At 71.6% G+C, this 26,624-nt stretch carries 25 protein-coding genes and 2 pseudogenes; 7 read left to right on the top strand and 20 right to left on the bottom strand.

What is annotated here, in order from left to right:
- Nucleotides 1-19: 19 nt before the first annotated feature.
- The gene (locus ACGF5O_RS44035) at nt 20-1,342 is read left to right on the top strand and encodes a nucleotide sugar dehydrogenase (RefSeq protein ID WP_393815571.1); all 1,323 of its coding nucleotides are present in this window, start codon (nt 20-22) and stop codon (nt 1,340-1,342) included.
- An 86-nt stretch (nt 1,343-1,428) separates the two neighbouring features.
- Nucleotides 1,429-2,643: a glycosyltransferase gene (locus ACGF5O_RS44030; protein ID WP_393815570.1), complete on the top strand. Its 1,215-nt coding sequence runs from the start codon at nt 1,429-1,431 to the stop codon at nt 2,641-2,643.
- Here ACGF5O_RS44030 and ACGF5O_RS44025 read toward each other — a convergent pair.
- The 3 genes from ACGF5O_RS44025 to ACGF5O_RS44015 form a co-directional block, all read right to left on the bottom strand.
- On the bottom strand, nt 2,540-2,881 hold the full coding sequence (locus ACGF5O_RS44025) for a VOC family protein (RefSeq protein WP_393815569.1): 342 nt from the start codon (nt 2,879-2,881) through the stop codon (nt 2,540-2,542). The two genes, ACGF5O_RS44030 and ACGF5O_RS44025, sit on opposite strands and share 104 nt — an antisense overlap.
- A 67-nt stretch (nt 2,882-2,948) precedes the next feature.
- Nucleotides 2,949-3,359 (bottom strand): VOC family protein, encoded by a 411-nt coding sequence (locus ACGF5O_RS44020; protein WP_393815568.1) that lies wholly within the window; start codon nt 3,357-3,359, stop codon nt 2,949-2,951.
- Nucleotides 3,360-3,675: 316 nt separating this feature from the next.
- Entirely contained in the window at nt 3,676-4,101 is a 426-nt protein-coding gene (locus tag ACGF5O_RS44015) for a PPOX class F420-dependent oxidoreductase (RefSeq protein WP_393815567.1), read from the bottom strand.
- A gap of 372 nt (nt 4,102-4,473) precedes the next feature.
- Between ACGF5O_RS44015 and ACGF5O_RS44010 the strand changes: the two genes are divergently transcribed.
- Nucleotides 4,474-5,697 carry a serine hydrolase domain-containing protein gene (locus ACGF5O_RS44010; RefSeq protein WP_393815566.1) on the top strand — a complete coding sequence of 408 codons (1,224 nt, stop codon included), beginning with the start codon at nt 4,474-4,476 and terminating at the stop codon, nt 5,695-5,697.
- A 16-nt stretch (nt 5,698-5,713) separates the two neighbouring features.
- Here the strand turns inward: ACGF5O_RS44010 and ACGF5O_RS44005 are convergent, their stop codons facing one another.
- Nucleotides 5,714-6,859: an NAD(P)/FAD-dependent oxidoreductase gene (locus tag ACGF5O_RS44005; protein ID WP_393815565.1), complete on the bottom strand. Its 1,146-nt coding sequence runs from the start codon at nt 6,857-6,859 to the stop codon at nt 5,714-5,716.
- Nucleotides 6,860-6,914: 55 nt separating this feature from the next.
- On the bottom strand, nt 6,915-7,574 hold the full coding sequence (gene ribA, locus ACGF5O_RS44000) for a GTP cyclohydrolase II (RefSeq protein WP_362594758.1): 660 nt from the start codon (nt 7,572-7,574) through the stop codon (nt 6,915-6,917).
- A gap of 38 nt (nt 7,575-7,612) precedes the next feature.
- Between ribA and ACGF5O_RS43995 the strand changes: the two genes are divergently transcribed.
- Nucleotides 7,613-8,371 carry a creatininase family protein gene (locus tag ACGF5O_RS43995; RefSeq protein ID WP_393815564.1) on the top strand — a complete coding sequence of 253 codons (759 nt, stop codon included), beginning with the start codon at nt 7,613-7,615 and terminating at the stop codon, nt 8,369-8,371.
- Between the two features lie 98 nt (nt 8,372-8,469).
- Here the strand turns inward: ACGF5O_RS43995 and ACGF5O_RS43990 are convergent.
- The 5 genes and pseudogenes from ACGF5O_RS43990 to ACGF5O_RS43970 form a co-directional block, all read right to left on the bottom strand.
- Nucleotides 8,470-9,351: pseudogene (locus ACGF5O_RS43990) on the bottom strand (YbhN family protein); the annotation flags it as partial.
- Entirely contained in the window at nt 9,348-10,367 is a 1,020-nt protein-coding gene (locus ACGF5O_RS43985; protein WP_393815563.1) for a trans-aconitate methyltransferase, read from the bottom strand. The gene ACGF5O_RS43985 and the pseudogene ACGF5O_RS43990, both read right to left, overlap by 4 nt.
- Nucleotides 10,364-11,557, bottom strand: a complete 1,194-nt coding sequence (locus tag ACGF5O_RS43980; RefSeq protein ID WP_393815676.1) for a glycosyltransferase family 4 protein — start codon at nt 11,555-11,557, stop codon at nt 10,364-10,366. The genes ACGF5O_RS43985 and ACGF5O_RS43980 overlap by 4 nt, the downstream gene beginning before the upstream one ends.
- Before the next feature lie 5 nt (nt 11,558-11,562).
- Nucleotides 11,563-11,961 (bottom strand): 6-carboxytetrahydropterin synthase, encoded by a 399-nt coding sequence (locus tag ACGF5O_RS43975; RefSeq protein ID WP_093497951.1) that lies wholly within the window; start codon nt 11,959-11,961, stop codon nt 11,563-11,565.
- A 159-nt stretch (nt 11,962-12,120) separates the two neighbouring features.
- Complete coding sequence (locus tag ACGF5O_RS43970) at nt 12,121-13,104, bottom strand: dehydrogenase (protein ID WP_393815562.1); 984 nt, start codon at nt 13,102-13,104, stop codon at nt 12,121-12,123.
- A gap of 122 nt (nt 13,105-13,226) precedes the next feature.
- On the opposite strand from ACGF5O_RS43970, the gene ACGF5O_RS43965 reads away from it, so the two are divergent.
- Nucleotides 13,227-14,111 (top strand): CDP-alcohol phosphatidyltransferase family protein, encoded by an 885-nt coding sequence (locus ACGF5O_RS43965; protein WP_393815561.1) that lies wholly within the window; start codon nt 13,227-13,229, stop codon nt 14,109-14,111.
- A 197-nt stretch (nt 14,112-14,308) separates the two neighbouring features.
- Here the strand turns inward: ACGF5O_RS43965 and ACGF5O_RS43960 are convergent, their stop codons facing one another.
- The 9 genes from ACGF5O_RS43960 to ACGF5O_RS43920 all read right to left on the bottom strand — a co-directional run bounded on the left by ACGF5O_RS43960 (nt 14,309) and on the right by ACGF5O_RS43920 (nt 22,433).
- Nucleotides 14,309-15,034, bottom strand: coding sequence for a YcnI family protein (locus ACGF5O_RS43960; RefSeq protein ID WP_393815560.1), 726 nt, complete (start codon nt 15,032-15,034; stop codon nt 14,309-14,311).
- Between the two features lie 60 nt (nt 15,035-15,094).
- Nucleotides 15,095-15,784 carry a hypothetical protein gene (locus ACGF5O_RS43955; protein WP_393815559.1) on the bottom strand — a complete coding sequence of 230 codons (690 nt, stop codon included), beginning with the start codon at nt 15,782-15,784 and terminating at the stop codon, nt 15,095-15,097.
- Between the two features lie 177 nt (nt 15,785-15,961).
- Entirely contained in the window at nt 15,962-16,147 is a 186-nt protein-coding gene (locus ACGF5O_RS43950; protein ID WP_393815558.1) for a DUF397 domain-containing protein, read from the bottom strand.
- Nucleotides 16,144-17,013 (bottom strand): Scr1 family TA system antitoxin-like transcriptional regulator, encoded by an 870-nt coding sequence (locus ACGF5O_RS43945; RefSeq protein ID WP_393815557.1) that lies wholly within the window; start codon nt 17,011-17,013, stop codon nt 16,144-16,146. Before ACGF5O_RS43945 ends, ACGF5O_RS43950 begins: the two co-directional genes overlap by 4 nt.
- A 221-nt stretch (nt 17,014-17,234) precedes the next feature.
- Nucleotides 17,235-18,593, bottom strand: coding sequence for a GH1 family beta-glucosidase (locus tag ACGF5O_RS43940; RefSeq protein ID WP_393815556.1), 1,359 nt, complete (start codon nt 18,591-18,593; stop codon nt 17,235-17,237).
- A 26-nt stretch (nt 18,594-18,619) separates the two neighbouring features.
- Nucleotides 18,620-19,459: a carbohydrate ABC transporter permease gene (locus ACGF5O_RS43935; protein WP_393815675.1), complete on the bottom strand. Its 840-nt coding sequence runs from the start codon at nt 19,457-19,459 to the stop codon at nt 18,620-18,622.
- A 7-nt stretch (nt 19,460-19,466) separates the two neighbouring features.
- The gene (locus ACGF5O_RS43930) at nt 19,467-20,459 is read right to left on the bottom strand and encodes a carbohydrate ABC transporter permease (RefSeq protein WP_393815555.1); all 993 of its coding nucleotides are present in this window, start codon (nt 20,457-20,459) and stop codon (nt 19,467-19,469) included.
- 5 nt (nt 20,460-20,464) lie between these two features.
- Nucleotides 20,465-21,781, bottom strand: a complete 1,317-nt coding sequence (locus ACGF5O_RS43925) for an ABC transporter substrate-binding protein (RefSeq protein ID WP_393815554.1) — start codon at nt 21,779-21,781, stop codon at nt 20,465-20,467.
- 445 nt (nt 21,782-22,226) lie between these two features.
- A complete protein-coding gene (locus tag ACGF5O_RS43920; protein ID WP_393815553.1) occupies nt 22,227-22,433 on the bottom strand; it encodes an Arc family DNA-binding protein in 207 nt (68 codons plus the stop codon).
- Between the two features lie 17 nt (nt 22,434-22,450).
- On the opposite strand from ACGF5O_RS43920, the gene ACGF5O_RS43915 reads away from it, so the two are divergent.
- Entirely contained in the window at nt 22,451-23,680 is a 1,230-nt protein-coding gene (locus tag ACGF5O_RS43915; protein WP_393815552.1) for an RNA-guided endonuclease InsQ/TnpB family protein, read from the top strand.
- A gap of 59 nt (nt 23,681-23,739) precedes the next feature.
- On the opposite strand, the pseudogene fusA reads toward ACGF5O_RS43915, so the two are convergent.
- Nucleotides 23,740-23,961, bottom strand: a pseudogene (fusA, locus tag ACGF5O_RS43910) (elongation factor G); the annotation flags it as partial.
- Nucleotides 23,962-24,562: 601 nt separating this feature from the next.
- Between fusA and ACGF5O_RS43905 the strand changes: the two are divergent.
- Nucleotides 24,563-26,554, top strand: coding sequence for a LamG-like jellyroll fold domain-containing protein (locus ACGF5O_RS43905; protein ID WP_393815551.1), 1,992 nt, complete (start codon nt 24,563-24,565; stop codon nt 26,552-26,554).
- The last annotated feature ends 70 nt before the right edge of the window (nt 26,555-26,624 follow it).

The raw sequence follows: 26,624 nt of genomic DNA, 5'->3' as shown, positions 1-26,624 counted from the left end.
GAGGGCGGAGTGAATCCCTATGCAGGTCGAAAAGGCCGTACCGCTCGGGGAATCGAGCGCATCGCTCGGGGACGAGGAAGAGACCGACAGTTTTGAACTGGCCGTCATCGGGCTCGGCTACGTCGGACTCCCGCTGGCGCGGGAGGCGTCGCTGGTCGGCCTGAGAGTGGCCGGGCTCGACCTCGACCCACGGGTCGTGGAGGGCCTCAACGCCGGGCACTCCCACGTGGACGACGTCTCGGACGAGGACGTCGCCCGGATGCGGGCGGCCGGGTTCACCGCGTACACCGACGACAAGTGCCTGGCCCGGGCGCAGACCGTGGTGATCTGCGTGCCGACCCCGCTCAGCGAGGACGGCGGCCCAGATCTGGGCGCGGTGACCTCCGCCGCGCGGGCGGTCGCTGGCCGGCTGCGCCGCGGCCGGCTCGTCGTCCTGGAGTCGACCACCTATCCGGGCACCACCGAGGAGATCGTCAGACCGCTCCTGGAGGAGTCGGGGCTGCGGGCCGGCGACGACTTCGCGCTCGCCTTCTCCCCGGAGCGCATCGACCCCGGCAACACCACCCACGGGCTGCGCCAGACCCCCAAGGTGGTCGGCGGCTGCACCCCCTCGTGCGCGGCGAAGGCAGCCGCCTTCTACGGCAAGCTCGTCGACACGGTGGTGCAGGCGAAGGGCACCCGGGAAGCCGAGATGGCCAAGCTTCTCGAGAACACCTACCGGCACGTCAACATCGCCCTGGTCAACGAACTGGCCATCCTCTGCCGCGAGTTGCACGTCGACGTGTGGGACGCGATCCGCTGCGCGGGCACCAAGCCGTTCGGATTCCAGCCCTTCCGGCCGAGCGCCGGGGTGGGCGGCCACTGCATCCCGATCGACCCCAACTACCTCTCCTACAAGGTGCGTTCGATCGGCTACGAGTTCCGGTTCGTGGAACTCGCCCGGGAGATCAACGCGCACATGCCGGAGTACGTCGTCCGGCGCGCCCAGGACCTGCTCAACCACGAGGGCCTGGCGCTGCACGGCTCCCGGGTGCTGCTCCTCGGCGTCACCTACAAGCCGGACGTCGCCGACCAGCGCGAGGCGCCGGCGGTGCCGGTGGCCCGGCTGCTGCGGGAGCGGGAGGCCGAGATCGCCTTCCACGACCCGTTCGTGCAGGCCTGGTTCGTGGACGGGGAGGCCGTGCCGCGGGTCACCGACGTGATGGCCGCGGTGCGCTCGCACGACCTGACGATCCTGCTCCAGGACCACTCCGCGTACGACCTCCCGGCCCTCGGCGACGAGGCCCGCCTGCTCTTCGACACCCGGGGGCGGATCTTCCGGCCCGGCGTCGAGGTGCTGTAGCCGGCCGCTGCCGGACCTGTGTGGCAACTCCCCTTCCGTGGCCCGGAGTCGAAGCGCTCCGGGCCACGGAGTCGAAAGGCGCTCAGATGCGGATACTCGTCGTCACCGTCGTCCACCACCCCGAGGACGCGCGCATCCTGCACCGGCAGATCACCGCCCTGCGGGACCGCGGGCACCACGTCGTCTACGCGGCGCCGTTCTCGGCCCGCGAGGCAAGACCCCGCCCGGACCTCGAAGGCATCGACCTGCCCAGGGCCGCGGGCCGCAGCCGCCGCGCGGCCGTGGGCGCGGCCCGGGCCCTGCTGGCCCGGCGCGGGCCGGAGGCGGACGTGATCCTGCTGCACGACCCGGAACTGCTGCTGACCCTGCCCGGCACCCTGCGCCGCTGGCGGCGGTCCGGCACCGGGCCTGTGGTCGTCTGGGACGTCCACGAGGACACCGCCGCCGCGCTCGCCATGAAACGCTGGGTGCCGAGGGCGCTGCGGCCACCGCTGCGGCTCGGCGTCCGCGCGGCCGAACGGCTGGCGGAACGCCATCTGCGGCTGCTGCTCGCCGAGGACGCCTACCAGGAGCGGTTCCGCCGCACCCACCCCGTGGTGCCGAACTTCACCACCGCCCCGGCCGAGGCACCCGAACCGCCGGGCACCGAACGGGTCGTCTACGTGGGCCACCTGTCACGGGCGCGCGGCGCACTGGACCTGATAGAGACGGCCCGGCACCTGGGCCCCGGCCCGCGCGTCGAGGTGGCCGGCGCGGCCGACCCCGACGTCCGGGACGCGCTCACGGCCGCCGACCGGGACGGCGTCCTGCGCTGGCACGGCTTCCTGCCCAACGACCGCGCCCTCGCCCTGTTCCCGGGCGCCCTGGCCGGCCTCTCCCTCCTGCACGACCAGCCCAACTACCGCCATTCCCGGCCCACCAAGGTCGTCGAGTACATGGCCCACGGCGTGCCCGTCATCACCACGCCGACCCCGCTGGCCGCGGACATGGTGGAGCGGCACGGCTGCGGAATCGTCGTCCCGTACGAGGATCCGCGGGCGGCGGCGGAGGCGATACGCCGGCTCAGCACCGACGCGATCCTGCGCCACACCGCGGCCCAGCGCGGCCGTGAGGCGGCCCTGACGCACTTCAACTGGCCGGACAAGGCGGCCGAGTTCGCGCAGTGGCTGGAGACCTGGGTGCGGGAGGAGGGCGGTCCTAGGCGCGCGGGTGACGCGGCTCGTAGAGGGCGACCTCGCCGCCGCCCGGCAACCGGAGGCCCGTCACCCGGCCCCAGGCGGCGACCTGGACGGGTCGGCTGAACTCGACTCCCCTGGTGGTGAGTTCGGCGACCGTCTCGTCCAGGTCGTCGCACATCAGCATCAGTTCGTGCGACGGTTCGCCGTCGGCCGGATGGCATGCCACCTCGGCCGGCGGCAGCCGGAAGATCAGCCAGCCGTGCCCCACGTCGACGTGCGGCCACTCCAGCACGTCCCGCAGGAAAGCCCGGTCCGCCTCGGCGTCGCGGGTGTAGATCACCACATGTGCCCCATTGATCACGCGCGGAGGCTAGTCCCGGAACGGCCGGGCGGCAAGCACCCGCCGCCATGCGTGGGACCACCGCCCGTCACGTGTTGGACCAGCCCCGCGCGCAGAGCACCAGCCGGTATCCGTCCGGGTCCTCGACGGTGATCCCCCACTGGTTCCAGTACGGGTTCGGCGAGGTCACCCGCTTGCCGCCGTGCTCCTCCAGCCGGGCCACCAGGTCCTCCGGCACCGGCCCGTCGACGTAGACCACCAGCAGGTCCTCCTCGGTGGGCCGCGGCTCCACGGGCCGGGCGGGCTCGTGCACCAGCTCCAGATGCCAGCCGGCGTCCGGCCAGCCCACCATCAGCAGGTCGTGCTCGCCCGGTTCGGAACCGCCCTCGGCCCGCCACACCACGCCGAGGCCCAGCCCCCGCACCCAGAACCGCTCGGCCGCCGCCAGGTCCCGGGAGGGCCGGGCGATCCGGATGTGACTACGGCCGTTGACGGACATCGTGACCTCTTCCTGAGCTGCCGTTCCCTCCTCGGCAGCCTAGGTGTCCGGCGCTCGCGCGACCATCGGCCGATCGCCCTGGACCACAGGTCCTAGGGCCTGTCCGGCCATTCCCGTCGTCGCCCGGAGGGCGGCCTCGCGGCGTCGGGTGCGTGCTCCCGGCGTGCCGGGCGCAGGCCCTCGTACCGGACGTACTCGGGTCTGCGCCCGGTGCGGCGAGTGGGGGTCCCCCCGGCCGAAGGCTGGCGGAGCGTGCATGGCGTCGCGAGGCGGACGGGAATGGTCAGACAGGCCCTAGGCCCGGCCTCGCCGCCCGTCAGGGGCGCGGAATGCCGTACGCCCGCTCCACCCGCAGCCGCAGCACCAGCCGGCGGTCGCGGACCATCGCGGCGCGGTAGTCGTCCCAGTCGGGGTGCTCGCCGCGGACGTCGCGGTAGAGGCGGATGAGCTCCTCGACGGTCGCGTCGTACGGGTCCGTGGCGACCGGCGAGAGTTCGGCGGTGCCCTCGGCGACCGTGAAGGCCCAGCGGTCGGGGCTGGTGACGTGGTAGGAGGCGCGGGGATCGCGGCGCAGGTTGCGGGTCTTGGCGCGGCCGTCGGTGACCGACACGCGGACGGTGCGCTCGTCGGGGTAGTAGGCGTGGTTGACGTTGGACAGCTGGGGGCGGCCGTCGCTCTTGAGGGTGACCAGCACCCCGTCGTGTCCTTCGCCGAGCAGCTTCAGAAGAGCGTCCTGGGTCATGTCGGGTGGAACCCCTCCGCGTCCGTCGTGCATTCCCGTCACCGCCTCCGCGCCGTTCCCGAACGTGTCCCGGCCGTCGCACGCCGGGGCCTCACGGAGGCCGCCGGGCCACAGTACGGCGCGCCGGGCGCACAAGTCGCCGCGCCGCCCCGGTCGTGCCCGGAGTCGGGGCGGGACATCGCGGGCAGACAGGAACTGATGAACCATCATGACCCGCCGTTCGGCACGGGCCCCCGGCCGTCCGCATTTCGGTGTCTCTTCTATAGCGTCCGTCACACCACACGTGGATGAGCGGGACCGTTCCCCTCTTCCTGCGCGACGATGAGGTCCGAGGTCGGACCGCACCGCGGACGACACGACCCAAGGAGAGCGATGGCACAGCTGCGACAGGAAGTCGACCCCGGTGAGGTGGGGCTGGACGTGAAGGCGCTCGACCGCCTCGACCAGCACTTCGCCCACTACGTCGACGAAGGGCGGCTGCCCGGTTACCTGGTGGCCGTGGCACGCGGCGGCCGGGTCGCCCACCTCACCGCCCAGGGCCACCGCGACCGCGCGGCCGGACTGCCGGTCGAGGCGGACACCATCTGGCGGATCTACTCCATGACCAAGCCGGTCACCGCGGTCGCCGTGCTGCTGCTGGTGGAGGACGGGCTGCTGTCCCTGGACGACCCGGTCGACCGGTTCCTGCCGGAGTTCGCGGCCCCGCGGGTCCACGTCTCCGGTGCGGGCGACGACATGGTGACCCGGCCGGCCGACGGCCCGATCCGGATCCGCCATCTGCTCACCCACACCGCCGGGTTGACCTTCGCCTTCTACCACACGCACCCCGTGGACGCCTGCTACCGCGAGGCGGGCCTGGAGTTCTCGGTGCCCTCGGGCGCGGACCTCGCCGAGGCGATGGCGGTGTACGCCCGGATGCCGCTCCAGTTCGAGCCGGGCACCCAGTGGAACTACTCCGTCGGCTTCAACGTGCTCAGCCGCGTCGTCGAGGTGGTCTCCGGACAGCGGCTCGACGAGTTCTTCGCCGACCGGATCTTCCGGCCGCTCGCCATGCCGGACGCGGGCCTGCACATCGTGCCCGAACAGGCCGACCGGCTCTCGGAGCTGTACGGCGAGACCGAGGGCGGCGGCATCGAGGCGATCCCCGGGCTGCCGTTGCGGGGCCGCCCCCGCTTCCTGTCCGGCAGCGGCGGCCTCGCGGCGACGGCGTACGACTACCACCGGTTCATGGAGATGCTCCGCCGGGGCGGCGAACTGGACGGCGTCCGGCTGCTGTCCACCGCCTCGGTCGGGCTGCTCTCCGGCAACCACCTGCCCGGCGGGGCCGATCTGCGGGCCTACGGCGCCCCGGTCCACCAGGAACCCGGCAACGACGGGCTCGGCTTCGGCCTCGGCGTCTCCGTGGTGATCGACCCGGAGCGCACCCTCTCCCCGAGCAGCCCCGGCGCCTACGGCTGGACCGGCGCGGCCACCACCGCGTTCTGGGTCGACCCCACCCACGACCTGACCGTGCAGTTCCACACGCAGCTCCGGCCGAAGACCCTGAAGATCTTCCCGGACCTGCGCCGACTGGTCCACGAGGCGATCCTGGACTGAACGCCGCCCACCCGGGTCACACCAGGTTCGACTCCGGGCGCGGAGCGTCGGCCGCGAACCGGCCGGCGCCGAGCGGGCCGACGTCCAGGAAGGGCGCGCGGCCCAGGTACAGGTCGCGGACCACCTCGCCGACCGCCGGTGCCTGGAGGAAGCCGTGACCGGAGAACCCGGTGGCGTACAGGAACCGGGAGACCGAGGGCGCCTCGCCGATCAGGGCGTTGTGGTCGGGGGTGTTCTCGTACAGGCCCGCCCAGCCGCCGGTGCGGCGCAGGTCGAGCAGGGCCGGGGCCCGGCGTTCCATCGCCGCGTACAGGCGCGGGATCCAGCGGTCGTGGGTGTCGGTGGCGAAGCCCGGCCGCTCGTCGGGGTCGGACATGCCGAGCAGCAGGCCCGGGCCCTCGGCGTGGAAGTACAGGCTGGTGGTGAAGTCGATCGTCATGGGGAGCGTCGGCGGCAGTCCCCGCACCGCTTCGGTGACCGCGATCTGGCGGCGCAGCGGCTGCACCGGTAAGTCGACGCCGGCCATCGCGCCGACCGCCCGCGACCAGGCGCCGGCCGCGCAGATGACCGTCTCGGTGGCGATCCGGCCGAGGGTGGTGTGCACGGCCGTGATGTAGGGGCCGTCCCGTTCGATGCCGGTGACCTCGGTGTGGCGCAGGACGCGGGCGCCGTGGGCGCGGGCGGCGGCCGCGTAGCCGTGCACGACGGACTCGGGCGTGCAGTGGCCGTCGTCCGGTGAGTACGCGGCGGCCAGCACCCCGTCGGTGGCGATCAGCGGGGAGAGCCGGGCCGCCTCTTTCGGGGTCAGCATCCGGCTGGGCACGCCGAGGTGGTTCTGCAGCCTGACGCCCGCCTCGAAGGAGGCGACCTCCTCGGGGGTGGAGAGGAGGAAGAGGTAGCCGACGCGGCGCAGCCCGATGTCGTAGCCGATCTCCTCGCCGAACCGGGCGAAGGCCTCCAAGCTGCGCGCGCCCAGCTGGATGTTGAGCTCGTCGGAGAACTGGGCGCGCACCCCGCCCGCGGCCTTCGAGGTGGATCCGGCGGCGAGTTCGTCGCGTTCGACGAGGACGACGTCGCGGACGCCGGCGCTCGCGAGGTGGCAGGCGATGCTGGTCCCCATCACCCCGCCGCCGATGATCACTGCCTGGGCCCGAAGATTCACGCGTGTACCTCCTGTCGGTCTCCCCCGATCCTTCCCCCGGAGGCCACCCGGTACCTCAGGACCAGTGCGCCACCGCGTCCAGGTGGGGCAGCACGTGGTCGAGGCGCTCGCGCTTCGTCCGCAGGTAGGTGATGTTGTTCTCGCACGGCTCGATCAGCAGCGGGACCGTCTCGGCGACCTCGATGCCGTGCCGTACCAACGACTCGCGTTTGCGCGGGTTGTTGGACATCAGGCGCACCGAACGCACCCCGAGGTCGCTCAGGATGCCGGCGGCGACGCCGTAGTCGCGGGCGTCCACGGGCAGTCCGAGCGCGAGGTTGGCCTCGACCGTGTCCAGGCCCTCCGCCTGGAGGGCCATGGCGCGCAGCTTGGCGAGCAGGCCGATGCCGCGGCCCTCGTGTCCCCGCAGGTAGACGACGATGCCGCTGCCTTCGGTGACGACCGCGCGCAGTGCGGCGGCCAGCTGGTCGCCGCACTCGCAGTGCTGGGAGCCGAACGCGTCCCCGGTCAGGCACTCGGAGTGCAGCCGGGTCAGCACCCGGTCGCTGTCTATGTCCCCGTACACCAGGGCGACCTGCTCGTCACCGCGGTCGTGGTCCAGGTAGCCGATCGCCTGGAATTTGCCGTACACGGTGGGCAGCGGTGCATTCACGACGCGTTCCACGCCCGAACGCCGTGGGGACTTCTTGCCGAGTACGCCGATGTTTTCTGTCATGATCTGATTCCTAAGCAGAGACGAAAGGCCGTGAAAAGATGAGTGGTTCGGGCGCGCGTACGGCGGCTTACGGCTTGTTGCCGGCGGACACTACGGAAGAGGTACGGACCAGGGGGGCGGACGTTTCAACACAGGTCGCCGTCCTTCCCGTGGGGAGCTTCGAACAGCACGGCCCCTACCTTCCGCTCGCTACGGACACCCTCGTCGCCTGTGCGGTAGCCCGGGAGATCGCCGCCGCGTACCCGGTGCACCTCCTTCCGCCGGTGACGGTCTCCTGCTCGCACGAGCACGCGGCCTGGCCGGGGACCGTCAGCATCTCCGCGGTGACGCTGCACGCGGTGGTGAACGACATCGCCGGCTCGCTGCGCCGCTCGGGCGTCGAGGCGCTGGTCGTGGTCAACGGCCACGGCGGCAACTACGTGCTGGGCAACGTCGTGCAGGAGGCGTCCGCGCGGGGCGAGCGGCTGGCGCTGTACCCCGCCGCGGAGGACTGGGAGTCGGCTCTCGGCCGGGCCGGCGTGGAGACCTCGGCGCTCACCGACATGCATGCCGGAGAAATCGAGACCTCCATTCTGCTGCACGCTCATCCCGAATTGGTCCGCCCTGGATACGAGTCCGCTGATTTCACCGCTGACGACCGTCGCCATCTCCTCACCCTGGGAATGTCCGCCTATACCGAATCGGGCGTCATCGGCCGCCCCTCCCTGGGTTCGGCGGAAAAGGGGAAGGAACTCCTGTCGAGCCTCGCGGATTCCTTCGGCGCGCTCTTCGAACTGCTCACCGCCGGGCGGGAGTAGCGCAGTCCGGCGTACCAGCGGACGACGAGGACCACCAGGCCCGGCAGGGCCGCCACGAAGCTGAGGACGCCGTAGACCACGGCGGTGGCGAGCCCGCTGTCCGCGCCGAGGCCGGCCGCCGCGAACGCCCAGGCGGTGACGCCCTCGCGGGGGCCCCAGCCGCCGACGTTCAGCGGCAGGCCCATGGCGACCAGCGCGAGGACGGAGATCGGCACCAGGACCGCGACGGAGGCGGCCGAGCCGGCGACCCGGGCGGCCACCACGAACATCCCGACGTGCCCGGCGAGGATGGCTCCCGAGGAGAGCGCGACGCCCGGTGCGTTCCGCCGCGACAGCAGCGCGCGGCGGGCCTCGCCGAGGGTGGCGCGCAGGGCGCCGGCGCGCTTGCCCGGGGCCTTGTTCATGCGGAGGGCGACCACGATCGCGCACGCGCCGGCCAGCCCGGCCGCGGCCAGCGGGGCGAAGCTGCGCACATCGCCGCGGACCGGCGAGGGCAGGATCAGCAGCGCGCCCGCGCCGAACACCGTCAACGCGATCTGTCCCGCGGTGCGTTCGAGGACGACGGCGCGGACCCCGCGCCCGATGTCGCCCTCGCTCTGCCCGTGCCGGACCGCGCGGTGCACGTCGCCGAGGACTCCGCCGGGCAGGGCCGCGTTCAGGAACAGCGCCCGGTAGTAGTCGCCGACGGCGGGCCCGAGCGGCAGCCGGAGGCCGAGGCTGCGGGCCACCAACTGCCAGCGCCAGGCGCTCAGTACGGTCGTGACCGCGCCGATCACCAGGCCGGCGACCAGCGTCGGCGTGTCGATGCGGCGCAGCCCGTCGAGGAAGACGCCGGTGCCGAGCCGCCACAGCAGCACGGCGATGATGGCGGCTCCGGCGACGGTGCCCAGGTGGGTGCGGAGAGCACGGAGGTTGAGGCGCCGGGGCACGGCCGGCGCGGCGACGGGAGCCGTCTGCCGGACCAGGGTGGGGGTGCTCATGAGGTGCCTCCGGTCGGCCGGGCGAGCGCGAGCAGGTCACTGTGGTGCACGACGACCCGCAGTTCGCCGGCCGCGTTGGCGGCGAGCCGCTCGGCCAGGTAGGCGTCGGCCCGTTCGGCCAGTTCGGGGCGCTCCTCGACGGCGGCGCCGACCCAGCCGCGCAGCCACTGCTCGGTGAGCGCCTTCTGGTCGGGGCCGAGCCGCCACGCGCTGGGGTGCACCTTCACGGTGGCGCCCCGGTCGGCGAACGCCTCGCAGGCGGCGGTGACCGCGTCCGGGCCGAGCAGGCCGCCGCGCCGCTGGTGGGCGTTGAACGCCTCGGTGAGTTCCGCGTCCAGCGGGTGGGCGGGGCTCAGTTCGACCCGCCCGGCGACCGAGAGGGTGAGCAGTGCGGGGCAGCCGGCCCCGGTGCAGGCCTCGGCGAGGATGTCGACCTCCTCCCGGGTGAGGACGTCCAGGAGCGCGGACGCGGTCACCAGGGAGGCGCCGATCAGCGCGTCGGGGGTGAGCCGGGCGACGTCGCCGCGCCGGGTCTCGACGGTGACCCGGCTGCCGTCGGCGGCGGCGCGGGGCGAGGCGACGGCCGCGAAGTGCAGCAGGTAGGGGTCGCGGTCGTGCAGGATCCAGTGCTGGGAGCCGTCGAGGCGGGGCGCCAGCCAGCGGCCCATCGAGCCGGTGCCGCAGCCCAGGTCGTGCACGACGGTCCCCGCCTTGCCGGGCATGTTCGCCAGCCGGATCCGCAGCGGGTCCAGCAGGTCGTGCGCCCGGGCGGCGGCGTCCGCGCTCTCCCGCAGCTCCAGCCACTCGGGGGCGTACCGCGGCGGCTCCTCCGGCCCGGCCTCGCGCAGCCGTACGGTGGCCCGCTCGCCCGGACGGACGACGGGACCGGCCCCGGGTATCACCTCGGAGGGCGCCTGCTCGTGTTCTCGTCCCACGCCTGCATCCGTAACATCCGTCGGCCCCGGCTGCGCGGGTATCGCGCCGACCGGAGTAGTGGTCGTGGTCTCGCTGGTCATGCCGCCCTCCGGGGTTCGTCAGGGAGCCGCAGCAGGACTCCGGCGAGGCTGCGGGCGGTGGTCGCCCAGCCGTCGAGCGCCGCCCGCCGGCCGCGCGCGGCGGCCTTGAGGCGACGGCGTACGTCCGCCTCGCCGAACCAGCCGCGCAGTTCGACGGCGAGCGCGGCGGGGTCCTCCGGCGGCACGAGGATGCCGGGCACCCCGCCGTCGGGGGCGCGGCCGACCGCTTCCGGCAGGCCGCCGACGTCGGTCGCGAGCACCGGGATGCCACGGGCCAGGGCCTCGGTGACGGCCATGCCGTAGGTCTCGGCGTACGAGGTGAGGACCATCAGGTCGGCGGCCGCGTAGCTGGCGTCCAGGTCGGCGCCGGCGCGCGGGCCCGCCAGGTGCAGCCGGTCCGTCAGCCCGTGCTCCGCGATCAGCGACCGCAGGTGGGCGACGTACTCGGGAGCCGTGTCGAGACCGCCGACGCAGGTGCAGGTCCAGGGCAGGTCCCGGACCGCCGCCAGGGCCTCGATCAGCCGGTGCTGGCCCTTGCGCGGGGTGACGGCGGCGACGCACACCAGGTGCGAGACGCCGTCGGTGCCGCCGGCCAGCGGGGCGATGTCGGCGCCCGGGGCGGCCACATGCACCCGTTCGGGGGCCAGGCCGTGGTGCGAGACCAGCCGTCGTACCGCCCAGTCGCTGGTCGCGATCACGGCCGGTACGGCGCGCAGCACCGTGCGCTCGCGGGCGTCCAGGTCGGCGGCGACGGCCGGGTCGAGTCCGGTCTCGGCGCCGAGCGGCAGGTGCACGAGGACGGCGAGCCGCAGCCGCTCCGTCTCCGGTACGACGATCTCCGGGACCCCGCAGGCCACCAGGCCGTCGAGGAGGACGACCGTGCCGTCGGGCAGCTCCCGCAGGGTGCGGGCGAGGGCGTCGCGGTCGGCGGTGCCGGGGCGCGGCCAGGAGCCGGCCACCGCGTGCCTGGTGACCTGCCAGCCGAAGCCGGGCAGGTCCAGGCAGACCCGCCGGTCGTAGGCGTTGCCGCCGCTCGGGCTGGCCGGGTCGTCCACGCCGCCGGGCATGACGAAGTGCACGTTGCGCAGGGACATGGGGAGGATCCCGATGCTCGCCGGAGCCTTGCTGTCGGTGGTGGCCGCGCGCTGTGCGGGCACGTAGGTGAGGGCCGACGGGCGGCCGATGGCCATGTCGGTCACAGGGCACGCTCGTAACTCGCCCAGGCGACGTGCGACTCGTGGAGGGTGACGGTCAGTCCGGCGAGACCCCGGGCGCCCTCGCCGAGCGCGCCCTTCTCGATGCGCTCGGCGAGCCGGTCGGCGATGACCTTCGCGAGGAACTCCGTGGAGGTGTTGATCCCGGCGAAGTCGGGCTCGTTGTCCAGGTTTCTGTAGTTCAGCTCGCTGACCACGGCGCCGAGCTCCTGGGTGGCAAGACCGATGTCGACGACGATGTTGTCGTCGTCCAGCTGTTCGCGGCGGAAGGTGGCGTCCACCAGGAACGTGGCGCCGTGCAGTCGCTGCGCGGGCCCGAACACCTCGCCGCGGAAGCTGTGGGCGATCATGATGTGATCGCGGACGGTGATGCTGAACAACGGACGACCCTCCAGGTGCGGCGCGTCTGGTCCCCCGGCTGATCCCTGCCGGGGGATGCCCTTAATACGGCTCTTCGCTTCCCCGCGTTCAGTCCACTCTCACTCTTTTCTCAGGTCAGGACCTCTTGGGGCGCGCAGTGGACGTTATTGGACGTTCCGTCAGCCGTTGTCGCCGTAGCGGACCCGGTGACAGAGGGCCGGAAGCTCCCCGGAGGCGAGTCTCGGCAGCAACTCCGGCAGCTCTTCGAACGCGCTTTCCCCGGTGATGAGGGCGTCCAGCGCCGGGTCGGCCAGCAGCTCCAGGGCCAGGGCGAGCCGGTCGGCGTAGGTGCGGCCGGCGCGGGCGGCCGGGGAGACGGTGCCGACCTGACTGCTGCGCACGGTAAGACGGCGGGAGTGGAAGGCCTCGCCGAGCGGGAGGGCGATGCGCCGGTCGCCGTACCAGCTCAGGTCGAGGACCGTGCCCTCCGGCGCGAGGAGCTCCAGCGCGCGGCCCAGGCCCTGTTCGGTGGCGCTGGCGTGCACGACCAGGTCGCACTCCCCGAGGGCGTCCTCGGGCGCCGCGAAGTCCACGCCGAGGGCCTCGGCGGTCTTGGCGCGGGCCGGGTCGGCGTCCACGAGCTGGAGCCGTACGCCGGGGAAGCGGGCGAGCAGGGCGGCGACCGAGCAGCCGACCATGCCGCCGCCGATGACCGCGATCCGGTCGCCGAGCAGCGGCGCCGCGTCCCAGAGGGCGTTCACGGCGGTCTCGACGGTGCCCGCGAGTACGGCACGCGCCGGGGGTACCCGCTCCGGTACCACCGTCACCGCGCTCACCGGAACGACGTAGTGCGTCTGATGCGGATACAGACAGAAGACCGTACGCCCGATCAGCGCATCGGGGCCCTGCTCGACCACGCCGACGCTGAGGTAGCCGTACTTCACCGGACCGGGGAAGTCGCCCTCCTGGAACGGCGCCCGCATCACCGCGTGTTGGCTCTCGGGCACGCCGCCGCGGAACACCAGTGTCTCGGTGCCCCTGCTGACTCCGGAGTACAGCGCGCGCACCAGTACCTCGCTCTCGCCGGGCTCCGCGAGGGTGACGTCACGCAGCTCTCCGTGGCCCGGGGAGCGGAGCCAGAACGCGCGGGCCGAGGAGTTCATCGGAATCCTCCTGAACGATCGGGAAGTGGTTCACGTACGGAGATGTGCACAGCGATGAAGTGCACAGGCCGCGCACAGTACGCGGCGTTGATCGACTCTGTCACTCGGCCGGAGGACGTGCGGTGGCCCTGAACAACACTTACGAAGCCAGGCTGGTCCAGCAGGAGACCGCTGTGGGAGCGGGCGTACAGATCCTGTTGCTGGCCCTGCTGGGGACGGCGATCGGCATGGGGCCGGCCGGCTGGCTGACGGGGCTCGCGTTCGCGATAGCCACCTGGGCGGTGCTCTCCCGGGCCCTGCACCGCACCCGGCCGCGGTCCTTCGGCCCCGCCAACCGGGTGACCCTGGGCCGCGCGATCCTGGTCGGCGGCGTGACCGCCCTGGTCGCCGACTCCTTCGAGAGCTCCCCGCCGGTCACCCTGCTGGTCGGCCTGACGGCCGTGGCCCTCATCCTCGACGGCGTCGACGGCAAGGTGGCCCGCAAGACGGGCACCTCGACCGCGCTGGGCGCGCGCTTCGACATGGAGGTCGACGCGTTCCTGATCCTGGTGCTGAGCGTGTACGTCTCGACGCAGCTCGGGCCCTGGGTCCTCCTGATCGGCGGGATGCGCTACGCGTTCGTCGCGGCGGCGAAGGCCGCGCCCTGGCTGAACGCCCCGCTGCCGCACTCCATGGCCCGCAAGACGGTCGCCGCGATGCAGGGCATCTGCCTGCTGCTGGCCGGCGCGGACCTGCTGCCGTACCTGGCCAACCTGGCCGTGGTGCTGCTGGCGCTCGGCTCCCTGGTGTGGTCCTTCGGCCGGGACGTGCTGTGGCTGTGGCACAACGCGCGGCCGGCCGCGGCGGCCGGGACGGTGGCGGCGATGGCGGGGACCGGCACGGAGGCCGACCTCGAAGCCGAGCTGGAGGCCGAGATCGGAGCCGGGATCGCGATCGAGGTCGGGGCTGGAGCCGGGGCCGGGGCCCGGGCCGGAGCCCGGGCACGGGAGCTGGCCGCGGTGCGGTAGGTCGAGGACAGCGCGAGGGGCCCGGACCGGGGGATGGTCCGGGCCCCTTCGTCTTGCCTACGGGTGTTGGCCCACGGGCGATTGCCAACACCCGTAGGCCTGCGAATGTTGGCCTACGGGTGTTGGCCTGCGGGCGTTGGTCTACCGGTGTTGGCCTACCAGTGTTGGCCTACCGGTGTTGACCTACCAGTGTTGACCTACGACCGTGCGCCCCGCGTGCGGACGACGGCGAACGCGGCCGCCGCCAGGCCCAGCGCTCCGACGACGAGGCCCGCGATGCCGAGGCCGCGGGCGGTGGAGTCGCTGGAGTCGGCGGCCGTGGTGGTCGCCTTGCCGCTGCTCTTGGCGGCCGGTGCGGCCGCCGTGGCGGAGTCGTCGCCCGCGGCGGTCAGCTTGAGCGTCGGCGCCGGGTTCTCCGGCTCGTCGTCGCCGCTCTGCGCCTCCTCGATCCAGCGGACGACCTTGCCGTCGGAGTAGGTCTGGAGGGTCTTGAAGGTCAGCTGGTCGGTGTCCTCGGGCAGTTGGCCGAAGGCGACGTCGAAGTCCTCGAACTGGCCGGCGCCGATCTTGCCACCGGTCCAGGTGATCGCGGAGGCGGCCTCGGTGATGGTGCCGTCGTCGGTCTTCACCGGCGTCTTGAGCTTGGTGGTGGTCACCTTGGCGGTCCAGCCGTCGTGCGGGGTGACGAGGACGCCCAGGACCGGGTGGTCGGTGGGCAGGTAGACCTGGACCTTGGTGGTGGAGGCGGTGTCCTCCTCGTTGGGCACGCGGAAGGTCAGCACGCCGTCGGTGGCGCCCTTGGCGTAGCTCTCGGGGTGGACGGTGACGTGCGCGGCGGCGATACCGGCGGCGGCCAGGACCGACGCGGAGGTAAGCGCGGTGACGGTGGCGGCGCGGCGCAGGGTGCGGCGGGTTGCAGACATGGCGGACATGAGTGAGTCGATCTCCGTACGAGTGAAGTCTGTTAGAGGCTCTTGCGGGTGTTAGACCGGGTACGGGATCGGGTTCGGTGGGCCGCGCCGGCTCACCGCGTGCCGCAGTGCGAGCAGCGGACGGGGCCGTATCGGGGCGGCCGGGGCCAGGCGGGGGCCGTCGGCCGGGGCGGGCAGCGGGGCGTCGTGCCACCAGGCGGCCAGACCGGGGACGAGCGCGGCGGTCCGCCGCAGCAGCGACCACAGCGCGGCCTCGCCGCGCCGCAGCCACCAGGAGGCGACGAGCGCGGCGACGACATGGGCGAGGGTGGCGTGCGCGCTCAGGACATGGACATGGGGGTACGACTGCACCGCTCCCCGCACACCCGCCCTACCGGCCACACCAGTCATTCCGCCCATAACACCCATGCCGCTCATACCAGCCATGGCCTGACCGTGCATGCGCATGTGGGCCATGGTCACGGCGGGCGCGGAAGCGGCCGGAGTGACCGCGCGGGCCGCGTCGAAGCCGAAGTGCAGACCGGCCTGGGTGAGCAGCATGCCCACGCCGATCTCCGGCAGGCCGCGCTCGCGCCCCGCGAGGGCCCGCCCCAGGACGAACACGGTCACGAACCCAGCCGCGTCGGCCCACAGCGGCGGCAGATCACCCATGGCGAGGCCGTGCCCGGCGGCAGCCAGCAGCACGCACACCGCGGCGAACACCGCGGCACGCAGGCTCCGTACCGCCGGTGACGCACTCATGGTGAGCGATCCTCCCATGATGGGGGGATACGGGAGACACGGACGCCCCGTTCACTCATGGCTGGGTGTTTCCCGTGCGTGGGCCGTGGTCCGCTGTGAGCGCGGTCCGCGATCGTCGCCCCGACGCGACGAATGCATCACTCGAACGCGTGAACGCTCGGACGGGTAGCGCGAGGATCAGGCCTCGGCCGCGAACGCCACGAACTCCGTCCAACCGTCACGGCACACGGCGAAGTGCGGTCGGGACACATCCTTGGAGTCCCGTACGCAGACGGCCTGCTCGGTGACAGCGACCTCGATGCAGTCGTCCCCCTGGCTGCCGCTGTGGCTGGACTTGAACCAGGCGAGTTCCGTCGTGCTCATAGTTCTCCTCGCAGTCGCTCCAACAAGCCCTGCGATTCTTTGGGGTTGAGGGCCTGCGAGCGCAGTGTGTCATAGCGCTGCTGGAGGAGGCTCACCTCTTTCACGTCACCGATCAGCCGCCCGTTCTGCTGCCCTTCCGAATAGGCGAAGCGCCGCCCCTCCGGCGTCTCAAGAAGTCGAACCGGTCCGTCCAGACACGCGTGCAACCCCGCCGCCAACGGCACGATCTGCAGTGTCACGTTGCGCAGAGCGGCCCGCTCCAGCACGTGGTCGTACATCTCGCGCATCAGCTCCGCGCCCCCGAACCGCCGCAGGAACACGTGCTCCTCGACGATGAAGCTGAACGGCACCGTCGGCCGCTCGAACAGCATGCGCTGCCGCTTCATCCGCACGTCGAGCAGGTTCTCCAGCCCCTCGTCGGTGACCACCGGAATCGTGCCGTCGAACACGGCCCGCGCGTATCCGTCCGACTGCAACAGCCCCGGCACCAAGCGGCATTCGTACGTGCACAGGCTGACCGCGATCCGCTCCAGCCGGGCCCACTGCCGGAACCAGACCGCCAACCCCTTGTCGCCCCGCGTCAGGAACTGGGCCGCCTTCCGTAACGCCCCGGTGTTGCCCAGCACTTCCTCGGCCCGCTCCACCAACGCCCGGTCCGGCATCCGCCTTCCCAGCTCCACAGAGGCGACCGTGTGCTTGGAGTACCGCACCAGCTCGGCGAACTCGGACCTGCTGTACCCGGCGTGCTCCCGCAGCGCATGGACGACGGCCCCGAAGGTCCGCAGGCTGTCGGAGGGATCGGGCTCCCGCTCCACCTCGCAGCCCGTCAGGTCGTCGCCGTCACTCTCGTCCACACCGTTCGTCATACGCGGCCACCTCCAGGCACGTGCGCGCTCCGCTCCCCACGCTCAACTCACCCAGAGTGACGGCAAGATCCACGTACGGTCCACGTCTTGCCCTCGTACGCCGACGCAGCGTACGCATCACGCACCCGGAAGGGTGCGTCGTCGTCGCTCACGCGTATGACGGTCGAACGTGCGGTGGGCGCGGTACTCCCCTGGTCCGCGCCCACCGCGGTCGTGCGGGGTCAGGCCGCCCTGCGGGCCTGTCCCCGGTGGTCGCGGATGATGTCCCCGTACCGGTGGCCGCTGCCCTTGATCGTGCGGACCTGGGTGTCGTAGTCGACGTGGACGAGGCCGAAGCGCTTGTCGTAGCCGTACGCCCACTCGAAGTTGTCCAGCAGCGACCAGGCGAAGTAGCCGGCCAGCGGGGCCCCCTTGCGGGCGGCCGAGGCGCACGCCGCGAGGTGGCCGACCAGGTACGCCTGGCGCTCGGGGTCGTCGACGGTGCCGTCGGGGCGGACCACGTCGGGGTAGGCCGAGCCGTTCTCGGTGACGTACAGCTTGCGGGCGCCGTACTCGTTCGTGAGGCGCAGCAGCAGGGTCTCGATGCCGCTCGCGTCGATCTCCCAGTCCATGCCGGTGCGCGGGACGTCCGTGCGGTAGACGGAACGGGCGTAGGGCGCGGGGCCGTCCGGGTCGTTCTCGATGTAGGCCGGGAAGTAGTAGTTCAGGCCCAGCCAGTCGAGCGGGGTGGCGATGGTCGCCAGGTCGCCCGGCCGCTCGGGGAGTTCCACGCCGTAGGTCTCGACCATGTCGGCCGGGAAGCCGCGGCCGTGCACCGGGTCCAGCCACCAGCGGTTGACGTGCCCGTCGTGGCGGCGGACGGCGGCCACGTCCTCGGGGCGGTCGGTGGCGGCGAACACGGTGGAGAGGTTGTTGACGATGCCGACCTCGGCGCCGGGCGCGGCGGCACGGATCGCCTGGGCGGCGAGGCCGTGGCCGAGGAGCAGGTGGTAGGAGGCCCGGACGGCGGCGGTGAGGTCGGTCCAGCCGGGGGCCATCTTGCCCTCCAGGTGGCCGATCCAGGCGGAGCAGGAGGGCTCGTTGAGGGTGGTCCAGTGGTGGACGCGGTCCCCGAGCCGCTCGGCGACGACGGCGGCGTACGCGGCGAAGTGCTCGGCGGTCGCCCGCTCGGGCCAGCCGCCCCGGTCCTGGAGGGCCTGCGGCAGGTCCCAGTGGTAGAGGGTGACCGACGGGGTGATGCCGGCCGCCAGCAGGGCGTCGATCAACTCGTCGTAGAAGTCGAGGCCCTTGGCGTTGACCGGGCCGTCCCCGCCGGGCCGCACGCGCGGCCAGGCGACCGACAACCGGTAGGCGTTCGCGCCCAGTTGCCGCATCAGGTCGATGTCCTCGCGCCAGCGGTGGTAGTGGTCGCACGCGACGTCGCCGTTGTCGTCGCCCGCGATCTTCCCCGGGGTGTGCGAGAAGGTGTCCCAGATGGAGGGTGCACGGCCGTCCTCCGCGACGGCTCCCTCGATCTGGTACGCCGCTGTTGCCGTGCCCCACAGGAAGTCGTGTGGGAGGGCGGCGAGGTCGATGGTCACGAAATTCCCTTCGGAACTGGGTGGGTTCACTTGACGGCGCCGGCGGTCAGCCCGGCGACGAGGTAGCGCTGGAGGAGCAGGAAGCCGGCCACGACGGGCACGCTCACCACGAGCGAGGCGGCCATGATCTGGTTCCAGTACACGTTGTTGAGCGTGGAGTAGCCCTGGAGGCCGACGGCGAGGGTGCGGGTGGTGTCGTTGGTCATCACCGACGCGAAGAGCACCTCGCCCCAGGCGGTCATGAAGGCGTAGACGGCGACCGCGACGATCCCGGGGATCGCGGCGGGTACGACGATCCGCAGCAGCGCGCCGAGCGGTCCGCAGCCGTCCACCAGGGCCGCCTCGTCCAGGTCCCGCGGCACCGAGTCGAAGTACCCGATCAGCATCCAGATCGAGAAGGGCAGCGAGAACGTCAGGTAGGTGAGGATCAGGCCGCCGCGGGAGCCGAACAGGGCGATGCCGGTGGCGTTGCCGATGTTGACGTACAGCAGGAACAGCGGGAGCAGGAAGAGGATGCCCGGGAACATCTGGGTGGAGAGCACGGTGACCGTGAAGACGCGCTTGCCGCGGAACTCGTAGCGGCTGACGGCGTAGGCGGCGAACACCGCGACGACGACCGAACAGACGGTCGCCGCGACCGCCACGATCAGCGAGTTCACGAAGTACCGGGCGAGCGGGATCGTCGACCAGATGTCGATGTACGGGCGGAGGGTCAGCCCGCTCGGCAGCCAGCGGAACTTGCCGGTGACGTCCGCGAGAGGCTTGAGCGAGCTGGAGATCATCACGTACACGGGGATCAGCACGAACCCGGTGAGCAGTGTGAGGAAGATCCGCCGGGACCAGAGGAAGGACCGCGGCGGGGCCATGGGCGAGCTAGACATCCGAGGTCCTCCGTCCGCGCGAGGTGAACACCAGGTACACGCCGGTCACCACCAGCAGGAAGAGCAGCAGGAGCACGGACATGGCCGAGCCGGTGCCGAAGTTCCAGGTGACGAAGGAGGCCTGGTAGATGTGGACCGAGATGAGGTCGGCGGCCTCCGGGGCGGACCTGCCGAACAGCACGAACGGCGTGTTGAAGTCGTTGAACGTCCACAGGAACAGGACCAGGACCAGCACCTGGTTGACCGGGCGCAGCGACGGCAGGGTGATCCGGCGGATGTGCTGCCACATGCCGGCGCCGTCCAGGGCCGCGGCCTCGTACAGCTCCTTCGGGATGTTCTGGAGGCCGGCCATCACGATCAGGAAGGCGAACGGCCAGCCCTTCCACACGGACACGGTGAGCAGGGCGTAGAAGCTGTTGTCGCCGATCAGCCAGAAGGACGGCTTGTCGGTGAGGTGCAGCTGGTCGTGCAGGACGTGGTTCACCAGGCCGTTGTCGTGCTGGAACATGAACACCCAGGTGATGACGGCCGCGTAGACCGGCAGCGCGTACGGCACCAGGAACAGGGCGCGCAGCAGGCCGCGGCCCCTGAAGGTGTCCTGCATGAAGACCGCGGCGGCGGTGCCGATCAGCCAGCACAGGCCGACGGAGAGCAGGGTGAAGCCGACGGTGACGAAGAACGAGTGCAACAGGGCTTTGCCGATGGGGGCGTTGAACTCGACCGACAGCTTGTAGTTGTCGAATCCGGCCCACGGGGCGGTGGTCCAGTCGCGGATGTAGAACTGGGTGAGCTCCTTGAAGCTCATCACGACGCCGATGACCATCGGGATGAGGTGGACGAGGAGTTCGAGCAGCAGGGCGGGCAGCAGGAGCAGGTAGGGCAGTCCGACGCGGCGGATCCGCCCGGGGCGGCGGCCCGAGCCGCCCGCCGCCCCGGGGGAGTTCACCCGCGCCGGTTCTTGCACGGCGGTGGTGGTGGTCGTCATCGTGTTCAGGCCGCCGGCATCTGCTGCTGGGCCTTCTCCAGCTCGGCCTTGACGGAGTCGGTGGTGATGGCGCGGCCGGCGGCGGCGTCGGCGAACAGGTTCTTCACCGCCGTACCGACGGTGGTCTCGAACTGCGACTCCGAGGCCACCTGGGGCAGGGCCGAGGCGCTGGTGGCGAGGGTGTTCTTCAGGACCGCGTTGGCCGGGGTGTTGAAGGCCGCGTCCTCCTGGGCGGTCTTGACCGGCGGGATGGAGCTGTAGGCGGTGTTGAGGATCTTCTGCTCGTCGTCGCTGGTCATGAACTTCACGAACTTGGTGGCGCCGTCGAGGTTCTTGGTGTTCTTGAAGACCGCCAGGTTGATGCCGGCGACCATCGAGTTGACCTGGGTGCCGGTGCCGGGGGTGCCGGACTGCACGGGGACGGGCGCGATGCCGTAGTCGCTGTCGCTCATGCCCTGCGACTTGAGGTTGGAGGAGGCCGACTGCCACAGCAGCATGGCCTGCTTGCCCTTGGCGAAGTCGCTGACCGACTGGTTCTGCGCGTACTCGGCGTCACCGGTCGGGATGGCCTTGTCCTTGGCCATCAGGTCGACGTACTGCTTGACCGCGGCGACGATGTTGTCGTTGGTGAAGTCCGGCTTGCCGTCGGAGGTGAAGAAGTCGGCGCCGTGCTGCTTGGCGAAGACGAAGACGTGGTGGATGTTCTCCGAGACGTTGCCGCCCTCGGCGCCGAGCACCGACTTGCCCTTGGCCGATATCTTCTTGCCGTCGGCGACCAGTTCGTCCCAGGTGGCCGGGGGCTTGGCGATGCCGGCGTCGGCGAAGATCTTCTTGTTGTAGTAGAGCGCGTACGCCATCGAGTACAGCGGCACGGCCGCCGGGTCCTTGCCCTCGGCGCCCGTGGAGCCGAGCGCGGAGTCGACGAAGCGGTCCTTGCCGCCGATCTTGCCGAAGTTCTTGGCGTCCCAGGGCAGCAGCGCGCCGGTCGCCTGCAGCGAGGCGCTCCAGGTGTTGCCGATGTTCAGCACGTCGGGGCCCTGGCCCGAGGTGGTCGCGGTCAGGATCCGGTTGAGCAGGTCCGACCAGGGCACGACCTCCAGCTTGACCTTGATGCCGGTCTGCTTCTGGAACTTGTCGAGCTCCGGCTGGAGGACCTGCTTGTCGACCTCGATGCTGGCACCCTGGTTGGAGGCCCAGTAGGTCAGCGTCTTCGGGGAGTCGTTGGACCCGCCCCCGGTGGACGAACCGCCACCGCAGGCCGTGGCCGCGAGGGCGAGAGACATGGTGACGGCGCCTACGGCCGCGGCTCGGATGCTGCGCATGGCTCCAGCTGTGCCTTTCCGGGAGTCGAGAACCCCGAGAGGGCTTCGCGAAGGCCGGCGCCCGCGCGTGCGGACGCCTGGACCGACGTTCGGCTTCCGAAGCCCCTCATGGCTTAATTTAGGACGTGAGTTAATCCCCCGAACAGTAGCTCGTCAAGGGATCCGGCACGGGTATCCGTGCAGGCGGGCCGGGGAACAGCCGGTTCCGCGGCGATGGTACGCCCACCCCGACGGCGTGACCTGGGCCGAAGCCGGGTGACCTGCGCGGAGCGGGGCCGGATGCCGTTCCACAACGGTTGTGTTTCGACGGGGCGTTGGGGACGGGGCGCCGCTTACGGCGGTGGAGGGGGCGGCGGCACGCTCCCGCTCGCCAACGGCGGCATGGGGCCGCCGCCCACGGCGGCAAGCGGGCCGTCACCGGGATGCCCGGAGGATTCCCCGGCGTTCACGCCGGGGAGGAGTCCGGTTTCCCGCGGAGCGGGGCAGGAGAAGCCGGATCGCCGCCGGGCGATCCCGCGGCCGCCCGGGGAGCGGCGAGGGCGGCCTCCAGGAGGTGGAAGATCTCGGAGTTGAGGGACCGCCGGTCCGCGGCGGCTTGGGCGGTCACCCGTTCGTGTAGGTCGGCCGGGATCCGGAGTGAGAAACGAATCATGACGCTACGGTGACATCATGACGACGCTGATGGAGACCGACGGGGCCGGGTGCGCCCGGTACACCTACCGTCTGCGTGTGTCATCGACCGCCCGTACCGCGCTGGAGGCGGAATGGGACCGGTGCCGGTGGATCTGGAACGAGTGTGTCGCCAAGTCGAAGGCCACCCACGTGCACAACAAGACCACGCAGGAGAAGGGGGAGAAGCGGACCTGCGGCCCGGCGCAGCTCGACAAGATACTGACCGAGGCGCGGGCGCGTACGCCGTGGCTGCGCGAGGGCAGCTCGGTGCCGCAGCAGCAGCTGATCCGGGACTTCGGCAAGTCCCGCGCCAAGGCGCACAAGGACATCCAAGAACGCCTGCCTCAGCGGCAGCGGGCCGGTATGCCAGGGTGGAAGAAGAAACGCGACGCCTTGCCGACGCTGAACTACACCCGGCGCGGGTTCCGGCTGAAGGACGGCCGCCTGCATCTGGCGGGCGGGATCGTGCTGAGCGTGGTGTGGTCGCGCGGCCTGTCGGCCGAACCCTCCTCGGCGCGCGTGTACCGGGACAGCGTCGGTCACTGGTACTGCTCGTTCGTGGTCACCGCCGAGGTACGACCGCTGCCTCGAACCGGCCGGGTGCTCGGCGTGGACTGGGGCGTTAAGGAGACCGCGACCACCACCTCCGACGCCCACGACCTCCCACACCCCCAGCACGGCCGCAAGGCCCAGACCAGGCTGACCCGGTACGACCGGATGATGGCCCGCCGTCGGCCGAAGAAGGGGCAAGCCGCCTCGAAGGGCTACCGCGAGGCGAAGAAGTGGCGGGCGAAGGCCTACGCGAAGATCGCCCGGCAGCGGCAGGACACCGCACGCAAGTGGGCGAAGAAGGCCGTCACCGACCACGACGCCATCGCGGTCGAGGACTTCCGCCCGAAGTTCCTCGCCAGGTCCTCGATGGCGCGTAAGGCGGCGGACGCCGCGATCGGCGCCACGAAGAGGGCCCTGACCGAGATGGGCCGCAAGCACGGACGCGACATCCGTCTTGTGCATCCCGCGCACACCACCATGGACTGCGCATCGTGCGGAGCGAGAACCAAGCACGCACTGCCGCTGTCCGAGCGCACCTACACCTGCACCGCGTGCGGAGCGGTCTCGCCCAGAGACAAGAACTCCGCCCGCGTGATGCTCGTCCGGGCAGGTCTGAACCCGGCTGGCGTCGAGGGCGTAAGATCGCCGGGAGCGCTGCTCCCAGAGGCAGCCTGAGCCAGGAATCCCCGCTCAGCCCTGAAGGAAGGAATCCCCTTCCCTTCAGGGAGGGGAACAGTCAACTTGAACGCGAGCGCCGCGAACGCGAACGGCCCTTCGGGGTCGGCGGTCCGCCGCTCCTCGACGTCCTGGTGGATGCCGCGTACGGCGGGGACGTCGAGCGGCGAGGGCAGATAGGCCACCGCCGCGTCGAGGAGCGGTTCGACACCCCTGTTGCGGTAGGCGGAGCCGCACAGGACGACGACGCAGTCACCGGACAGGGCGAGGTCGCGCAGCGCGGTCCGGCGTCGACGTGGGCGAGGATGCCCAGGTTGCGAACGGCGACAAGGGGGTTGACGGAGTTCGTGCGGGGTTCGGTGCGCATGGCCCGGTACCTTTCGGACGGCGGTTCCCGGAATCACTCCCGGAAGGGGCGGCGCGTTTTCCCGTGCGGCGTATTCCACCGGTCATGCCTGATGACGTGTCAAAGCACGTGCATGTGGCGGTGGTTGACAGATCTGGTCGCGCGTCACGGAGTCCGGTGCCGGCCGCGCGGCGGGCACCGGAGGGACGGGGACACCAGGATCACGTCGTAGCGCGACAGGGCGCGGGAGAGGGAGGGGGCGGCAGCGGTGCGCTCACGCATGGCCCTCTCCCCTCGTTCGTCCGGACTCGTCACGGCACAACAGCGCGGCCGCGGGTCACGGTTACGGTGCGTGACAGTGGACGAGTGTAGGCAGGGGGCGCGGGGCGCCGCACCCGGTTTTCGACCGGCCGTCTCGATCCTTCAAGTCCCGGACAGCAGCCCGGTCTTCGGCTGTCACCTCTTGGCCGCCCGGCCGGGAGCGCCGCTGGGTAGCGTCGTCGCGTTTGAGCCATCGGCACGGGAAAGGCGGCCCCATGTCCCATCGAGACGACACCCCGGCACAGGAGAGCGCAGGGCAGAGCACGGAGCAGAGCAACGGGCAGAACTCCGGGCAGAGTCGGCGCGGTTTTCTCCGCAGCACGGCGCTGGCCGGCGCGGGCGCGGCGGCAGCGGGAACCGGCGCGGCCGTGCTCGGCGCGACGCCCGCGTCCGCCGCGGAGGCCACCGGCGGTGCCAGGACCGGCACCTGGAGACCGGACACGGAGGCTCTCCGGTTCACCCTCGCGGTCATGCCGGACACCCAGTTCCTGTACTGGGGCAGCCAGGACAGCGTCAACCGGACCCCGCAGGAGGCGTCGTTCCGCTACGTCGTGGAGAACAGCGGGGACGCGAACGGCGACAACATCGTGTTCATGGCGCACCTCGGCGACCTGACCCAGGACGCGGACCCGTCCTCCTTCCAGCAGGTCGACAAGGCCTTCGCGCTGCTGGACGGGCACGGTGCCGGGTACAGCGTGCTGGCCGGCAACCACGACGTGAGCGGTGACGACAGCCGCGGTGACACGGCGTACCTGCGCACCATGGGCCCGCAGCGGTTCGCGCACGCGAAGACGTTCGCCGGGGCCGATCCGACCGGCTACAACACCGCGCACGTCTTCCGGGCCGCCGGCCGCTCCTGGCTGCTGCTCGCCCTGGACTGGCGGACCAGCGAGCAGGGTTTCGCGTGGGCCGAGAGCGTCGTCAAGGCCCATCCGAAGCTGCCGGTGATCCTCACGACGCACGACCTGGTCTACTCCGACTACGATGACAACGTTTTCCCGTACGAGTCCGGGGACCCCGAGGACAACGCCGCCCTCTCCGCCTACGGCCGGACGGTCTGGGACCGGCTGATCGACGGCAACGACCAGATCTTCCTCACCCTCAACGGCCACTACTGGCCGTCCGCGCGGACGACCGCGAAGAACGCCGCCGGCAACGATGTGCACCTGCATATCACCAACTACCAGAACCGCTACTTCGGCGGTGGCGGCATGATCCGGCTCTACCACTTCGACCTGGCCCGCAACACGATCGACGTGGAGACGGTCAACCCGTGGATCCTGGCCCAGGAGCCGGAGTCCCGGTCCGAGCTGGCGGCCGAGCACGCCCGGATCACCGGTCCGGTGGACGACTTCTCGGTGCCGATCGACTTCGAGCGGCGCTTCGCCGGCTTCGCCCCGGTGCCGGCCCGGCCCGCCCGGCCCGCCGCCCGGGAGCTGGTGAAGGGCACCCTGGCGTACTGGCGCTTCGACGGGCAGGGCGCGCCCGGCACCGCGCTCGGCGCGGGCGACACCGTCCGCGACCTGTCCGGGAAGGGCAACGACCTGACGGTGGTGACCCTGCCGGGCACCGCTGCCGACGCGCTCACCTGGTCGGCCGACCACCACCCCGACCAACCGGCGCACGCCAGCCTGAGGTTCGGCGGCGGCCGCAACCCGCTGCACGGCTCGTACCTGACCACCGGGGCGCAGGCTCCCCTGAACGGCGAGACGTTCAGGTCCGGGTACACCATCGAGACGTTCGTGATGCTGCCACTGGACTGGGACGCCGGGAACAACGGCTGGGCGTCGGTGCTCAGCCGCCGCGGCTCGGCCGGGGACGCCGGCAAGCACGGCAAGAACACCGACCCGGGCGAGCCGGTGCTCCAGCTCTCCATCTCGAACAACGGCCGCGAGCCGCAGTTCAACCACTACCCGCTGAACGCCACCTGGCCGACCACCAACTGGGGGCACGGCCTGGTGGAGCTCAAGTGGTGGCACCTGGCGGTGGTCAACGACGGCCGCCGCACGAGGCTGTACGTCGAGGGCGCCCCGGTCGTCGACAACCCGAACCGGCTGTCGGCCGGCCTCACCTCGCTCGGACTCCCGTGGCTGGTGGGCGGCCACGAGTACGCGGGCGCCGTCGACATCGTGTTCCACGGCAGCGTCGGTGACACCCGGATCGTGAACCGGCCCCTGGCCGCGGACGAGTTCCTCACGGCGCGGTGAGCCGGGTCTCCCGTCTCCGGCCCGGCCGCCGGAGACGGGAGGCGGGAGGCGGGAGGCGGGAGGCGGGAGG

Origin of the sequence: Streptomyces sp. NPDC048291 (assembly GCF_043201715.1) — a bacterium.
In the GTDB taxonomy this organism is placed as follows: domain Bacteria; phylum Actinomycetota; class Actinomycetes; order Streptomycetales; family Streptomycetaceae; genus Streptomyces.
The sequence above is the reverse complement of the archived record's forward strand: the minus strand, read 5'-3'. Positions and strand labels throughout refer to the sequence as shown.

What these genes read in the sequence shown, in the direction of transcription:
- ACGF5O_RS44030 (WP_393815570.1), top strand. Translation starts at nt 1,429, where the DNA reads ATGCGGATACTCGTCGTCACCGTCGTCCACCACCCCGAGGACGCGCGC.
- ACGF5O_RS43970 (WP_393815562.1), bottom strand. Translation starts at nt 13,104, where the DNA reads ATGAACTCCTCGGCCCGCGCGTTCTGGCTCCGCTCCCCGGGCCACGGA.
- ACGF5O_RS43915 (WP_393815552.1), top strand. Translation starts at nt 22,451, where the DNA reads ATGACGACGCTGATGGAGACCGACGGGGCCGGGTGCGCCCGGTACACC.
- ACGF5O_RS43960 (WP_393815560.1), bottom strand. Translation starts at nt 15,034, where the DNA reads ATGTCTGCAACCCGCCGCACCCTGCGCCGCGCCGCCACCGTCACCGCG.
- ACGF5O_RS43925 (WP_393815554.1), bottom strand. Translation starts at nt 21,781, where the DNA reads ATGCGCAGCATCCGAGCCGCGGCCGTAGGCGCCGTCACCATGTCTCTC.
- ACGF5O_RS43955 (WP_393815559.1), bottom strand. Translation starts at nt 15,784, where the DNA reads ATGAGTGCGTCACCGGCGGTACGGAGCCTGCGTGCCGCGGTGTTCGCC.
- ACGF5O_RS44010 (WP_393815566.1), top strand. Translation starts at nt 4,474, where the DNA reads ATGGCACAGCTGCGACAGGAAGTCGACCCCGGTGAGGTGGGGCTGGAC.
- ribA (WP_362594758.1), bottom strand. Translation starts at nt 7,574, where the DNA reads ATGACAGAAAACATCGGCGTACTCGGCAAGAAGTCCCCACGGCGTTCG.
- ACGF5O_RS44035 (WP_393815571.1), top strand. Translation starts at nt 20, where the DNA reads ATGCAGGTCGAAAAGGCCGTACCGCTCGGGGAATCGAGCGCATCGCTC.
- ACGF5O_RS43985 (WP_393815563.1), bottom strand. Translation starts at nt 10,367, where the DNA reads ATGACCAGCGAGACCACGACCACTACTCCGGTCGGCGCGATACCCGCG.
- ACGF5O_RS43995 (WP_393815564.1), top strand. Translation starts at nt 7,613, where the DNA reads ATGAGTGGTTCGGGCGCGCGTACGGCGGCTTACGGCTTGTTGCCGGCG.
- ACGF5O_RS43920 (WP_393815553.1), bottom strand. Translation starts at nt 22,433, where the DNA reads ATGATTCGTTTCTCACTCCGGATCCCGGCCGACCTACACGAACGGGTG.
- ACGF5O_RS43930 (WP_393815555.1), bottom strand. Translation starts at nt 20,459, where the DNA reads ATGACGACCACCACCACCGCCGTGCAAGAACCGGCGCGGGTGAACTCC.
- ACGF5O_RS44015 (WP_393815567.1), bottom strand. Translation starts at nt 4,101, where the DNA reads ATGACCCAGGACGCTCTTCTGAAGCTGCTCGGCGAAGGACACGACGGG.
- ACGF5O_RS44020 (WP_393815568.1), bottom strand. Translation starts at nt 3,359, where the DNA reads ATGTCCGTCAACGGCCGTAGTCACATCCGGATCGCCCGGCCCTCCCGG.
- ACGF5O_RS43935 (WP_393815675.1), bottom strand. Translation starts at nt 19,459, where the DNA reads ATGGCCCCGCCGCGGTCCTTCCTCTGGTCCCGGCGGATCTTCCTCACA.
- ACGF5O_RS43950 (WP_393815558.1), bottom strand. Translation starts at nt 16,147, where the DNA reads ATGAGCACGACGGAACTCGCCTGGTTCAAGTCCAGCCACAGCGGCAGC.
- ACGF5O_RS43980 (WP_393815676.1), bottom strand. Translation starts at nt 11,557, where the DNA reads ATGGCCATCGGCCGCCCGTCGGCCCTCACCTACGTGCCCGCACAGCGC.
- ACGF5O_RS43945 (WP_393815557.1), bottom strand. Translation starts at nt 17,013, where the DNA reads ATGACGAACGGTGTGGACGAGAGTGACGGCGACGACCTGACGGGCTGC.
- ACGF5O_RS43905 (WP_393815551.1), top strand. Translation starts at nt 24,563, where the DNA reads ATGTCCCATCGAGACGACACCCCGGCACAGGAGAGCGCAGGGCAGAGC.